Here is a 13,385-nt window from a genome sequence, read left to right as displayed (position 1 = left end):
CGGCGGTGCGGTCCGGTGGAGGGGGCAATGCGCCCGGCCCGGGTGCGTACGAGGCCGGTGGCACCGGTGTCCCCGGCCCCCAGGACGGCGGGGCGACGCCCGCTCCCGGGCCGGCCACCGCACCTCAGGAGACCGCTCCCGCTGCTTCGGCGCCGGTTCAGCCGCCTGCTCCCGCAGCTCAGCCGCAGGCTCCCACCGCCGCTGCTCCCGGTGCCTGGCCCACCGCCGCCTCGGCCGGAAGTGGCAGGCGGCCCGGAGGCTGGCCCACGGCAGCGCCCTCGGGCGGCGGGCAGCCCCCGACCGCACCCGCGCAACCAGTCGCATCCCGGCAGTCGGCCGCGCCCGCTGCCGCGCAGGCCCCCGCCGTACCGGCCGCGGCTTCCGCACCGGCGCCCGGCGGGCTCGACCCCCGCATGCTCTGGCCGGACATCCTGGAGGCGGTGAAGAACCGTCGCCGCTTCACCTGGATCCTGCTGAGCCAGAACGCGCAGGTGGCGGGCTTCGACGGCACGACGCTCCAACTCGGCTTCGTGAACGCGGGCGCGCGGGACAACTTCCTGAGCAGCGGCAGCGAGGACGTGCTGCGGCAGGCACTGGCCGAGCAGTTCAACGTGCACTGGAAGGTCGAGGCGATCGTCGACCCCTCGGGTGGATCCGCGCCGCCCGCCGCCGGGGGTTCCGGGTTCGGCGGCGGCTCCACGAGCGGGGGAGGCGGAGGTCACGGCGGAGGCTCCGCGGCGGGGACGCGTCCCGCACCGACGGCACGTCCGGCCGCGCCGACGAGTCCGGCTCCTGAGGCTTCCCCGTCCGCCCCGGCCCCGGCGCCGTCCGCGTCGTCCGCCCCGGAGCGGCACGTGGTCGCCCCCGAGGACGACATGCCTGAGGACGACGACCCCGACCTGGACGAGTCGGCCCTCTCGGGCCATGAACTGATCGTCCGGGAGCTGGGCGCCACGGTGGTGGAGGAGTTCTCGAACGAGTAGGGCACCGCACGGGCTGTGAGGCGGGCCATTGTCCCGGCCCCTTCCGGACCTTTTTGGTGCGAAACCCCAAACGCTTGCCCCGCCTGCTTTCGGTGGCCCCCACAAGGCCACTCCGCCGCGCCGGTTAGGCTGACCCCCGTGAAGGTCCTCGTCATCGGTAGCGGCGCCCGCGAACACGCCCTGTGCCGTTCCCTCTCCCTCGACCCGCACGTCACCGAGCTGCACTGTGCCCCCGGCAACGCGGGCATCGCCGAGGTGGCCCAGCTGCACCAGGTCGACGCCATGAACGGACAGGCCGTGGCCGCGCTGGCCACCGAGCTCGGCGCCGAACTGGTCGTCGTGGGCCCGGAGGCGCCGCTCGTCGCGGGTGTCGCCGACGCCGTGCGCGAGGCCGGTATCCCCGTCTTCGGTCCCTCCGGTGAGGCAGCGCAGCTGGAAGGCTCCAAGGCCTTCGCCAAGGATGTGATGGCCGCCGCGGGCGTACCCACCGCCCGTTCGTACGTCTGCACGAACGCCGACGAGGTCGAGGAGGCGCTCGACGCCTTCGGCGCCCCGTACGTCGTGAAGGACGACGGCCTCGCAGCGGGCAAGGGCGTCGTCGTCACCGCCGACCTCGACGTCGCGAGGGCGCACGCGGCCGGCTGCGAGCGCGTCGTCATCGAGGAGTTCCTCGACGGCCCCGAGGTGTCCCTGTTCGCCATCACCGACGGCGAGACGGTCCTGCCGCTCCAGCCCGCCCAGGACTTCAAGCGCGCCCTGGACAACGACGAGGGCCCGAACACCGGCGGCATGGGCGCGTACTCGCCGCTCCCGTGGGCCGATCCGAAGCTGGTCGAGGAGGTTATGCAGACGGTTCTGCAGCCGACCGTCGACGAGATGCGGCGCCGCGGCACCCCGTTCTCCGGCCTGCTCTACGCCGGTCTCGCGATCACCTCGCGCGGCGTGCGGGTCATCGAGTTCAACGCCCGCTTCGGCGACCCCGAGACCCAGGTCGTCCTGGCCCGGCTGCAGACCCCGCTCGCCGGTGTGCTGCTGGCCGCGGCGAACGGCACCCTCGCCCACCTCGAGCCCCTGCGCTGGAGCGACGACGCGGCCGTCACCGTAGTCGTGGCCTCCCACAACTACCCGGGCACCCCGCGCACCGGCGACCCGATCAGCGGGCTCGACGAAGTGGCGGCCCAGGATGCCCCGTACGCATACGTCCTGCACGCGGGCACCAGGCGCGAGAGTGACGCGGTGGTGAGCGCCGGCGGCCGTGTGCTGTCGGTCACTGCGACCGGTGCGGACCTCGCGGAAGCGCGCCGACGGGCGTACAAGGCGGTGGATCGCATCGGGCTGGAGGGCTCCCAGCACCGTACGGACATCGCGGCGAAGGCGGCCGGAGCCGGTGTCTAGCGCCTGAATACCAGCCCGAGGCCGTTGAGCGGCCGGGTGACGAACGCCTGGTCGTCGAGCGACCGAGTGGCGAACGCCGGTCGTCGGGCGGCCGGGCGATGAAACCCTGGTAGGGGAGCGGTCGGCGATGAACCCGGTGGGCCCTGGATCCGCCTCCGGATCCGGGGCCCGTGTCATGGGAGACGGGGGCGACGGGGATCGGATCGCGTCCCTTGCGTTCCGGTGATCCCGTGCGGGCACGGGGCCGCAGGGCCGCACGTGCTGCAATCAGGGGCCTGGCCCTTGCCCTGCGTCATCCACCTTTCCCCAAAGCCATTCCATCGAGTGAGCGGTGCCCCATCCGGATGACGGGGGCCGGAGCCCCAACTAGGGTGCGGCGCAAGCGTTCCGGCACTTGGCCCACCGGCATTGCGATGTCAGTGGTGGGTGCCACAGTGGGGGAGTGAGCAACGCACGGGCACAGAGGGGGTGACGTCCGGTCGTGACCGGTATGGGTGTGGAGGTGGGCGCGCAGGCCGCGCGCTCCCGGGCCCTGGCCGTGCTGCGGATCCGCAGCAGGGCGCTGGCCGTCGCCCTGCTGCCCGCCGCCGTCGCCGTCGTGCTCACCGCGGCCGTCTCCACCGGTCACATCAGCGGTGGACACTGGGGCAACGCACGCTGGATCGTGAGCGGCGTCGCCGCGGTCGTCCTGCTCGCCGCCGCCGGTATCGCCCTGGTCGTGGCCCGTGCCCGCCCGGCCATGAGCCCGACGGTCCCGATCGCGGAGCGCGCGGCCCCCGATCTGTACCGGATGGTCCGGGATCTGGCCGACCGCCTCGACGTCCCTGCCCCGTCCGCGATAGCGCTCACCCCGGACTGCGACAGCTGGCTGGAGGACCGCACGCATCCCGCCCACGGTCCGCCGCCCCGGTCCGGGGACGCTATACCCGCGGCATGGGGCCTGCGCGGTCTGTCGGCCGCCCGGCACCGTGCCCCCACCGCGCCCGTGCTCGTCATCGGTTCGCCGTTCCTGTGGTGGATGAGGGTGGGCGAGCTGCGCGCGGTCCTCGCCCCGGTCGTCGCCGGTACGGGGCCGTCGGCGCACCCGGACATAGCCGCGGCGCGTCGTTTCGTACGGGGGCTGGACGCCGCCGTGGCTGTGACGTCCGCGCCCGCGCGCGGCGCCGTGAGCCGTGCGGTGCTGTCCGGAGTCGGCTGGGTGGCCCGTCTGCTGCTGCGGAGCTGCCGCGGACACGCGGAGGAGATGGAACGGGGGGTGGCGGCGGCCGCAGCCGAGCGTGCACAGACTGTGGACTACGGGCTGCGGATCGTCGCGCAGGAGCAGGTGGGTCTGGCGTACGCCGGCTGGGACCGGCTGCTGACCCGGGTCGCGCTGCCCGCCTGGCGGATGGGCCGCTGGCCCTCGCGCCTGGACGCCGGCGTCGTCGCGGCGCTCACGGAGCTCTCGCGCCGGGACCGTCTGGCCGAGGGGTTCGCCTCCCGTCTGGGTGAGCGGCCGGCCTGCGATCTGCTCGAGGAACCCGGCACGGTGGACGAGGCCACGTCGCTGCTCGCGGCCCGCCTCTTCCACGGGGGTCCGGCCGAGGCCGGACCGGACTGGGCGCCGGTGAACTGGCACGACTACCCGGACGAGGTGGTGGACCGCAAGTGGCGCACGGACGCCGCCCGTCTCCACCGCGTATTGGACTCCCTGGGTGTCCACCAGGCCCCGCACAGGACCACACGGGACGCGGACGGGCCGACGCTGGAACGGGTACTGGAGTACCTGACGGTCCAGGCGGCCGGGAGCGGCACCGCAGCACCGGGCGGAGGGAGCGGCTCCACCGCCGTCACCGACATCACCGGGAAACAGATGCCGCGCGACAGCTGCGGTTCCGGGGAAGGACCCGCCCGGAGCGAGGACCACGCCTCCGGCGCAGACGCCGGGTTGCCCCCCGAAGCGGCGCCCGACGGCGACGGCGCCCGGAGTGACATGCCCGCCGCTGCCGACGCGACCGCTCCCGCCCACGGCACTCCTGGTCAGGCGCCTTCCGACCTGCACGCTTCCGACCCGCAAGCTTCCGACCTGACCGCTCCCGAGTTGGACGTCCCCGCCCTGGAAGCCTCCGATGACGACGGCGCGGTCGCCTGTGCGCGGACCGCTGCCCTGGCTGCCGGACTCAGCGCCGAGGTGGCGCGCGAGGAAGCGGTCACCGGAGCGATACCCGGCGGTGAGGGGACGGGACAGCCGCCGGGACCGGACCGCGCCCTGTGGGACGACGGGATGCTCCCGCTGTTCCCGCTCCAGCCGCCGCGCACCGGTCGCGAACTGCTCGTCGACCACGTCACCGCGATGGTGTGCTGTGCCGCGATGGACACGGCAGGGGCGGCGCCGAGCCTCGACTGGCTGGACGGTCCCTCGCTCCTCGTCAGGGGCGAACGCGCGGCCGATCTGGCCCCCCAGATCCTCAGCCTGGTCGAGGAGGGCGACCCGGTGCCCCTGCGCAACTGGCTCGTCCACCGGGGCATACGCCCCGAGAAGCCGGTCCGGCTGGTCTGAAGCCCGGCCGTCGGCACGAACCGGGCCCACCACGCCTCCCGCCGAGGCCCGGGCCCGCCCGCCCGTCCGCCCGTCCGCCCGTCCGCCAACGATCCGACTTCGGCTCCGGCGCACTGGACGCCGAGGGCCACACACGCCCCATTGTCCGCCCACCAACCCGGCCCCACCTGCGGAGACGTCCCACATGCCAGCGCCGCAACCCCGACCCCTGGCCGCAGGATCTCATTCCGTTCACGTCAATTCGCGACGAACGGTGACGGAGTGCGTGCGTAATGTGATGTGCTGGGACCGATCGCGCGCACTGCAAGGGCTTACGAGCGGCTCACGGGGGGACGAGGGAGGGGACAAATCATGGGGTCGGAGCACATCCGCCGCTGGGAGTCGGGCGCTCTCGCGCATGCCGTGACGGATCCTTTCGGCCAGGGCCCCGTTCCCTGGCTCCGGGGCAGCGAGACCTACTTCGACGACACCGGTCACGTGGTCCCCTGGTATGTGGACCCGGCGCCGGCCCACGTCCCGTCCCAGGGCCGGAAGGGGTCCCGCATCCCGGCGCCCCGCGTCGGCGGACCGCGCTCCGCCGACGACGTCCACCGCCAGATCAAGGGGTTCACGTCCACCGGCGCGGTCGCCCCGGGCGAGGCCCTGGATTTCCACATCACCGTCGACCCGCCCCAGGAGTTCGCGGTCGACGTCTACCGGATCGGGCACTACGGCGGCGACGGGGCATCCAAGATCACCACGAGCCCCCGTCTCTCCGGCATCGTCCAGCCGCCCCCGCTGACCGCCGACCGCACGGTCTCCTGCCACCACTGGTGGCTCTCCTGGCGGCTGCAGATCCCGTCGTACTGGAGTATCGGTGCGTATGTCGCGGTCCTCACCACGGCCGACGGCTACCGTTCGCACGTCCCCTTCACCGTCCGCGACACCCGCCCGGCGGACCTGCTCCTGCTGCTCCCGGACGTCACCTGGCAGGCCTACAACCTCTACCCGGAGGACGGCCGCACCGGCGCCAGCCTCTACCACGCCTGGGACGAGAACGGCCGGCTGCTCGGCGAGGCCGACGCCGCCATCACGGTCTCCTTCGACCGCCCGTACGCCGGCGCGGGCCTCCCCCTGCACGTCGGTCACGCCTACGACTTCATCCGCTGGGCCGAGCGCTACGGCTACGACATCGCCTACGCGGACGCCCGCGATCTGCACGCCGGCCGCGTCGACCCCAGCCGCTACCGCGGCCTCGTCTTCCCGGGCCACGACGAGTACTGGTCGACGCAGATGCGCCGCACCGTGGAACTCGCCCGCGAACAGGGCACCTCGCTCGTCTTCCTCTCCGCCAACACCATGTACTGGCAGGTGGAGTTGGGCCCGTCGCCGTCCGGTGTGCCCGACCGCCTGCTCACCTGCCGCAAGCGCCGAGGCCCCGGCAGGCCGACGCTGTGGCGGGAGATCGACCGTCCGGAGCAGGAGATGATCGGGATCCAGTACGCGGGCCGGGTACCGGAACCCCACCCACTCGTCGTCCGCAATGCCGACCACTGGCTGTGGGAGGCGACCGGCGCCCATGAGGGCGACGAGCTTGAGGGGATGGTCGCAGGGGAAGCCGACCGCTACTTCCCCCGCGCGCCGCTGCCCGAGCACCAGGGCCGCATCCTGCTCGCCCACTCCCCGTACCGGGACAGCGAGGGGGTCCTGCGCCACCAGGAGACCTCGCTCTACCGCGCCCCGTCCGGCTCCCTGGTCTTCGCGGCAGGAACGTTCGCCTGGTCCCCCGCGCTTGACCGGCCCGGCCACGTGGACGCCCGTATCCAGCAGGCGACCGCGAACCTTCTGGACCGCATCTGCAAACGCGACTGACTCCGCCCCGTACCGGCTCCGGAACCGGCCCCGCGCACCGGCTTGCTCCTCGCATACGGGAGAATCGAGCCAATTGGAGAGAACCACGGGGAGGAACCGTGTCCGGATTCGTCGAAAAGCCCGAGCCCGTCCAGGTCCCGGGTCTGGTGCATCTGCACACCGGGAAGGTGCGCGAGCTGTACCAGAACGAGGCGGGCGACCTCGTGATGGTCGCCAGCGACCGTACGTCCGCATTCGACTGGGTGCTGCCGACCGAGATCCCGGACAAGGGCCGGATCCTCACCCAGCTCTCGCTCTGGTGGTTCGACCAGCTCGCCGACCTGGTCCCGAGCCATGTCCTGAGCACCGAACTTCCACCCGACGCCCCCGCCGACTGGGCCGGCCGCACCCTCGTCTGCAAGTCCCTGCAGATGGTCCCCGTGGAGTGCGTGGCCCGGGGCTACCTCACCGGCTCGGGACTCGTCGAGTACAACGAGTCCCGCACCGTCTGCGGCCTCGCCCTCCCCGAGGGTCTGGTCAACGGCTCGGAGCTGCCCGCCCCGATCTTCACCCCCGCCACCAAGGCCGCGGTCGGCGAGCACGACGAGAACGTCTCCTACGAGGAGGTCGCCCGCCAGGTCGGCGCAGAGACCGCCGCCCAGCTGCGGCAGGCGACCCTCGCCGTCTACGGCCGCGCCCGCGACATCGCACGCGACCGGGGGATCATCCTCGCGGACACCAAGTTCGAGTTCGGGTACGACGGGGACACCCTCGTCCTCGCCGACGAGGTCCTCACCCCGGACTCCTCCCGCTTCTGGCCGGCCGACCGGTGGGAGCCGGGACGCTCCCAGCCCTCCTTCGACAAGCAGTTCGTCCGGGACTGGCTCACCTCCCCCGCCTCCGGCTGGGACCGCGCCGCGGAGCAGCCCCCGCCGGAGCTGCCGCAGGAGATCGTGGAGGCGACCAGAGCGAAGTATGCGGAGGCCTACGAGCGCCTGACGGGCATCAGCTGGTCATAGCCTCACCCGGGCGGACGGGTCATGGGCCTTCCCGCGTGTGGATCGGTCATGGCCTTTCCCGGACGTGGGCGGGGCATGGCCGTGCCCGGTCATTGCCTCGCCCGCCGGGCCCGGTGATCCTCCTGGCGCGACGACGGGCCGGTCGCGAGGGGTGGACGCACACGAAGAAGCCCCCGGCCTGGGCCGGGGGCTTCTGTGCGGAGCGGACGACGAGGCTCGAACTCGCGACCTCAACCTTGGCAAGGTTGCGCTCTACCAACTGAGCTACGTCCGCACTGCGCCGTTGCGCGAGGGCAACTATACCCAACCTCGCTCCCGTGCGAGACGCACTGCCGCATGACGGTTCTCCGCCCCGAGCTTCGAGACCGCTGACGACAGATAGTTCCGCACGGTCCCCTGCGACAGCGCGGCCCGCTCCGCGATCTCCGCCACGGGCGCCCCGTCGGCGGCGAATTCGAGCACCGTGGCTTCCCGCGCGGTCAGCGGCGAGTCTCCGGCGGAGATCGCGTCCGCGGCCAACTCGGGATCCACATAACGATTTCCCGCGTGCACGGTTCGGATGATCTCGGCCAGCCGCTGTGCGCTGACGGTCTTCGGGACGAACCCGCGCACCCCCGCCTCCAGCGCCCGCTTCAGATGCCCCGGACGTCCATGACTGGTCACGATCAGTACCTGGCACTCCGGCAGTTCGGCCCGCAGGGATGTGGCCACCTTCACACCGTCCGCCCCCGGCATCTGAAGATCCAGCACGGCCACGTCGGGACGGTGGGCCCGTGCCATCGCGAGCGCCTCGGGTCCGGTCGCCGCCTCGGCGACGACCATGAGGTCGTCCTCGAGGGCGAGCAACGCGGCCAGCGCTCCGCGGATGAGGTGTTCGTCGTCGGCGAGCAGCAGCCGCACGGGTCGAGAAGGTGTCATGGAGTGATCTCGCTCACGGTGCGGGGTGCGGAGGGCGAAAGTGCCGAGGGAGCCGAGGGGAGCGGGACCTCGGCGGTCAGCCGGAACCCGCCTCGCCCGTCGGGTCCGGCGTGGAGCGTGCCGTCGACCTCGGACAGCCTCTCGCGCAGCCCCGCCAGTCCGGATCCCGGGCCGGGAGCGGACTTCGGGGCCCCGTCGTTCTCGACCGACAGGACGGCCCTGTCCTCCGCCACGCGCAGGGTCACCGCACAGCGGCCCGCGTCCCCGTGGCGCAGGACATTCGTGGCCGCCTCCCGTACGACCCACCCCAGCGCCGACTGCACCGGGGCCGGCAGTCCGGCGGCCGAACCCGTCACCGAGCAGGCGATCCCCGCGGCCGTCAACACGCCCTGCGCGCCTGCGAGTTCGGTACTCAGGTCGGCCTCCCGGTAGCCGCGGACGACCTCGCGTACCTCGCGCTGGGTCTCCTGGGCCAGCCGCTGCACCTCGATCATCTGCTCCACGGCCTCGGGGCGCCCGCGCCGCGCCAGCTGGACGGCCAGCTCACTCTTGAGGGCGATCACCGCGAGGTTGCGGCCCATGACGTCGTGCAGGTCGCGTCCGAAGCGGAGCCGCTCCTCGGCGACTGCCAGCTGTGCCTGGATCCGACGGGCCCGCTCCGCCTCCCACAGCACGGACAGCGTCCACGCCCCGCAACGCGAGGCGAGCAGGGAGAAGCCGGCGACGAAGGCGACCATGAGAGCCGTCACCAGCGCTTCCACGCCGTCCATCCGGGCGAGCCCGAACGCCGCCATGAGGACGACGGCGAGGAGCGCGGCCCGTCGGACGAACACCCGGATGGGCACCAGCAGCCCGTACATCATCCCGAAGGGCATCATCGCGGCGCCGAGAGCCAGCTCCCCCGTCGACGGGGAGGCTTCTTTGAGGATGTGCAGGGCCAGGACGAGCCCCAGGGCCAGGACAAGCAGGACGGCCGGTGTCCTCAGCGCACGAGGCGACAGAGGGGCGCGTCCCAGGTAGTGGTCGAGGACGGGCCGGACGCGCCGGTTGGCGGCCACGCACTGGACGATGCCCACGAGCAGGAGCAGGCCGCCCAGGATGTGCGGCACCACTCCCCGGTTGAGCCCGGAGAGCAGCGGAAGCATCAGCCAGGACAGTGAGAATATCCAGAATGTGCAGTGCGTGACGATCACGCTCTGCAGTTCCACCCGGGCCGCCTTGCTGCGGTCGTGCCAGGTACGGCGCTGCCAGTCACGAAGCCGTCCGATCACCCGGTGCCCCCCTGCCCGCCCGTCAGGTACCCGCCCATGTCGTCCATCCCCCTCGTCTGCGGTCGGCGCGGCCGTGAGCTCAGTCCTTCCGCTTCTCCGCCCGTCGCTCACCCGGTCACTGCCGGGGTTCCCAGCGGAACCACCGTCGTACAGCAAACACCGCGGCAAGGGCCCAGGCCATCGCAGGCATCAGGGCAGTCAGAACTTCGGGTACCGAGAGGGTGCCCGTCCAGCCACCGCGTATGAGCCGTATCGCCGGGGAGAGCGGCAGCAGTGCGCAGACGGAGGCGATGCGATGGGGCAGGACGTCCGACGGGATCGTGATGCCCGAGCCGACCATCGAAACGAACAGCATGGGCAGTCCCGTGACCTGTGCGCTCTCGACGGTCCTGCTGAAGCTCGCGGTGAGCGCCGCCAGCGCCGCGCACAGCACCAGGCCCAACAGCACTCCCAACACCACCAGATGGGGTGCGCGCGGTGCCTCGGCGTTGAGGAACGCCACAGAGCAGACGGCCAGGAGCAGGGACTGCACGACGCCGACGCAGACCGCGGGCAGCGCCGCACCGGTGAGGATCTCCCAGTCGGTGAGCTCCCCGGTGCGCAGCCGCTTGAGCACGAGCTCCTCCCTGCGCGCGACGTAGACGCTGACCAGAGCCATGTACACCGCGAAGAGCAGTGAGAAGCCGATGGCGGCCGTGACCATCACCGTCCCGACCGTGAGCCCGGCCCCCTTGAGGTTCATTTGCTCGACCGCGGGCCGCACGCTGAACGGCAGCGCCACGGGAACGAGCACCGCCGTGGTCACCACCCCCTTGTTGCGGCCGAGCAGGGTCAGCTCGGCACGGGCGAGGACACCGAGCCGGGCGGTCGGGGTGGTCGCGGCGCTGCTCATGCCACCGCCTCCTTGTCCATGGGCGTCCTTGCCGCCCCGTTCCCGTGCCCGGGGGGCTCGGACGGCCCGTGCGTATCGCCCGCGTCGCGGGCGATACGCAGGAAGGCCTCCTCCAGCGTGGCCGACCTGATGTCGAGGGCGCGCAGCTCGACGCGGGCGTGCTCGGCCCACAACAGCAGTGCGGTTGCCGTGCGTTGCAGCTCGCGTGTCCGCAGGCGGACCGCGCGGCCGCTCGTCTCGTGTCCGGTCACGCCCAGCTTCCCCAGCGGCGGCAGGTCCCCGAGGAGATACCCCTCGGGCAGTTCGAAGGAGATCCGGGAGGGCTGGGCCGCGGTCACCTCGGCCGGGCTGCCGGAGGCGGCGACGCGACCCTCGTGGAGTATCGCGAGCCGGTCGGCCAGCTCCTCCGCTTCCTCCAGGTAGTGCGTGGTGAGCACCACCGTCGTGCCGTGGGCGCGCAGGTCTCGTACCAACTCCCAGGTGTGCCGCCGTCCTTCGGCATCCAGGCCCGTCGTCGGCTCGTCCAGGAAGAGCACCTCGGGGCGTCCGAGGAGGGCGAGCGCGAGGTCCAGGCGCCGCTTCTCGCCCCCGGACAGCTGCTTCACGCGAACGTCGGCGCGACGCTCCAGGCCGACCAGTTCCAGGGCCTCTCCGGTGGGGCGCGCTCCGCTCGTGCAGCCCGCCCACATGCGTACGGTTTCCGTGACCGTCAGCTCCGAGGAGAAGCCGCCCTCCTGGAGCATCACGCCGATTCTGGGGCGGACGGCTGCCCGCTCGTCGTACGGATCATGCCCAAGGACGCGGACCGTGCCGCCGGTCGGCTGCGCGAGGCCTTCCAGCAGTTCGACCGTGGAGGTCTTGCCCGCGCCATTGGTGCCGAGGAGCGCGAAGAGCTCGCCCCGGGCCACCGAGAAGGTGATCCCGCGTACCGCTTCGAAGCCGCCCCCGTACACACGTCGCAGATCAGTGACCTCGATCACTTCATCGCGCTCGTTCGTGTTCATGGTTCAAGCGTCCCCGCGCACGAAGCATGCGAGCAGTGCGCGATGTCATCACTCCACATGACAAATGTCAGAACCCCTACGGAGCCCGCCCGGCACGAGGCGAGGCGAAAGGCCCAAGGGACCGTGTATATGAGAAAGGCCCCGGTCGACCGACCGGGGCCTTTACCACCTGGAGCGGACGACGAGGCTCGAACTCGCGACCTCAACCTTGGCAAGGTTGCGCTCTACCAACTGAGCTACGTCCGCATTGCCCCCGACCGGCTTTCACCGATCGGTGCGAGCACCAGCCTACCTGATCGTCCCCAAGCTCTCGACAACCTCGAGCGGAAGGGACCTCATGGATGGTCGGACCGATGCCGTGGAGCGGGTGACAGGGATTGCACACTGCGCCTCCCCCTTGGAAAGGGGGTGTTCTGCTACTGAACTACACCCGCGTGACTCCTCAGGTCTCGGCCTTTCGGCCTTGCCCCTCGGCGTGGTCCAGACTCTAGCTGATCGCCAGGGGGTCCACGCAAGTCGGTTGTCCCCAGGCATCGATTGGGCCCTCGCGGGACGGACGACTGCCACACCGGGCGGCCACAACGGGAGAGGCCGCCACGCGAGCCGTCGCATCGGGAGCAGCCGCATCGGGACCGGTCGCATCGGGAGAGGCCGCCACGCGAGCCGTCGCATCTGGAGCAGCCGCATCGGGAGCGGTCGCAATGGATGTGGTCGCGACAAGGAGCAACGGCGGGCCGAGAGCCCCGAACAGGCGAGCCCGGGACTAGGACCCCGGACAAGGACCCCGGACAAGCGAGGCCGGGCAAGCGGGCCCCGGACGCAAGCGGGCCCCGGACGCAAGCGGGGCCCGGACAGAAGCGGGGCCGGTCGGGGCGAGGGGGCCCCGACCGGCCCCGCAACGCGTCAGTGCGACTCGGCGAACGCCTCGTACACCTTCTTGGGGATGCGGCCCCGCGGCGGTACGTCCATCTTGTTGGAGCGCGCCCAGGCGCGGACGGCGGCCGGGTCGGGCGTCAGCGCCGTGTGCGTGTACGCCTTCCCGGACTTGGCCTTCTTGCGGCCGGCCTCGACGTAGGGTGCCAGTGCCTTACGCAGTTTCTTGGCATTGGCTCGGTTGAGGTCGATCTCGTACGACTTGCCGTCCAGTCCGAAGGCGATCGTTTCCGCCGCTTCTGAGCCGTCGATGTCGTCAAAGAGAGTGACCACGACACGCTGCGCCACGAATATCGGTCCCTTCGTGCGGCACCTCCGCGACCACACACCATGACGTGCTCGGACGTCCGGCGGATGTCGGGGAGATGTCGACTGTCCGGCAGTAATTGAGCAAAGTATCGGGTATTGCCTTTTCATTTGTACAGTGCCCGGCATTGCATTGTGAAGACCACCTGAATACTTCCGCGTGTCCGTCCGCAATGACCCGCCGCCGCTCTTCTGCGGTTTTTCCGAGGATTTTCCGTGCAGGCCCCCGTGCCGATGCGTGATCGTGATGGCGGTCACGTAGGATGCTACGAATCTACGCGAGTAGAAATTTTGT

The 13,385-nt window shown here is 71.6% G+C and carries 9 protein-coding genes, 3 tRNA genes and 1 pseudogene; 5 read left to right on the top strand and 8 right to left on the bottom strand.

Annotation, left to right across the window (positions count from 1 at the left end; translation table 11 throughout):
- The 5 genes and pseudogenes from AAW14_RS35595 to AAW14_RS35575 all read left to right on the top strand — a co-directional run.
- Window positions 1–983: pseudogene (locus tag AAW14_RS35595) on the top strand (DNA polymerase III subunit gamma and tau); the annotation flags it as partial.
- 138 nt (window positions 984–1,121) lie between these two features.
- Window positions 1,122–2,378, top strand: coding sequence for a phosphoribosylamine--glycine ligase (gene purD / locus AAW14_RS35590; protein WP_265568587.1), 1,257 nt, complete (start codon window positions 1,122–1,124; stop codon window positions 2,376–2,378).
- 490 nt (window positions 2,379–2,868) lie between these two features.
- On the top strand, window positions 2,869–4,917 hold the full coding sequence (locus AAW14_RS35585; protein ID WP_265568588.1) for a hypothetical protein: 2,049 nt from the start codon (window positions 2,869–2,871) through the stop codon (window positions 4,915–4,917).
- Between the two features lie 351 nt (window positions 4,918–5,268).
- On the top strand, window positions 5,269–6,768 hold the full coding sequence (locus AAW14_RS35580; RefSeq protein ID WP_265568586.1) for a N,N-dimethylformamidase beta subunit family domain-containing protein: 1,500 nt from the start codon (window positions 5,269–5,271) through the stop codon (window positions 6,766–6,768).
- Window positions 6,769–6,866: 98 nt separating this feature from the next.
- Complete coding sequence (locus AAW14_RS35575; protein WP_265568585.1) at window positions 6,867–7,766, top strand: phosphoribosylaminoimidazolesuccinocarboxamide synthase; 900 nt, start codon at window positions 6,867–6,869, stop codon at window positions 7,764–7,766.
- A 201-nt stretch (window positions 7,767–7,967) separates the two neighbouring features.
- Here the strand turns inward: AAW14_RS35575 and AAW14_RS35570 are convergent.
- From AAW14_RS35570 to AAW14_RS35535, 8 genes are all read right to left on the bottom strand, one after another.
- Window positions 7,968–8,040: transfer RNA gene (locus AAW14_RS35570), tRNA-Gly, on the bottom strand.
- A 23-nt stretch (window positions 8,041–8,063) separates the two neighbouring features.
- On the bottom strand, window positions 8,064–8,684 hold the full coding sequence (locus AAW14_RS35565) for a response regulator transcription factor (protein ID WP_265568584.1): 621 nt from the start codon (window positions 8,682–8,684) through the stop codon (window positions 8,064–8,066).
- Complete coding sequence (locus AAW14_RS35560) at window positions 8,681–9,955, bottom strand: sensor histidine kinase (RefSeq protein ID WP_265568583.1); 1,275 nt, start codon at window positions 9,953–9,955, stop codon at window positions 8,681–8,683. The genes AAW14_RS35565 and AAW14_RS35560 overlap by 4 nt, the downstream gene beginning before the upstream one ends.
- A gap of 115 nt (window positions 9,956–10,070) precedes the next feature.
- A complete protein-coding gene (locus tag AAW14_RS35555) occupies window positions 10,071–10,847 on the bottom strand; it encodes an ABC transporter permease (RefSeq protein WP_265568582.1) in 777 nt (258 codons plus the stop codon).
- On the bottom strand, window positions 10,844–11,851 hold the full coding sequence (locus AAW14_RS35550) for an ABC transporter ATP-binding protein (protein WP_265568581.1): 1,008 nt from the start codon (window positions 11,849–11,851) through the stop codon (window positions 10,844–10,846). Before AAW14_RS35550 ends, AAW14_RS35555 begins: the two co-directional genes overlap by 4 nt.
- 170 nt (window positions 11,852–12,021) lie before the next feature.
- A tRNA-Gly gene (locus AAW14_RS35545) sits at window positions 12,022–12,097 on the bottom strand.
- Window positions 12,098–12,210: 113 nt separating this feature from the next.
- Window positions 12,211–12,285: transfer RNA gene (locus tag AAW14_RS35540), tRNA-Gly, on the bottom strand.
- Window positions 12,286–12,754: 469 nt separating this feature from the next.
- Entirely contained in the window at window positions 12,755–13,072 is a 318-nt protein-coding gene (locus AAW14_RS35535; RefSeq protein ID WP_265568580.1) for a histone-like nucleoid-structuring protein Lsr2, read from the bottom strand.
- Window positions 13,073–13,385: the final 313 nt, after the last annotated feature.

The sequence above is a fragment of the Streptomyces hygroscopicus genome, assembly GCF_026168105.1.
In the GTDB taxonomy this organism is placed as follows: domain Bacteria; phylum Actinomycetota; class Actinomycetes; order Streptomycetales; family Streptomycetaceae; genus Streptomyces; species Streptomyces hygroscopicus_D.
Note: the sequence above shows the minus strand (reverse complement) of the source record. Positions and strands in the feature narration are given on the sequence as shown.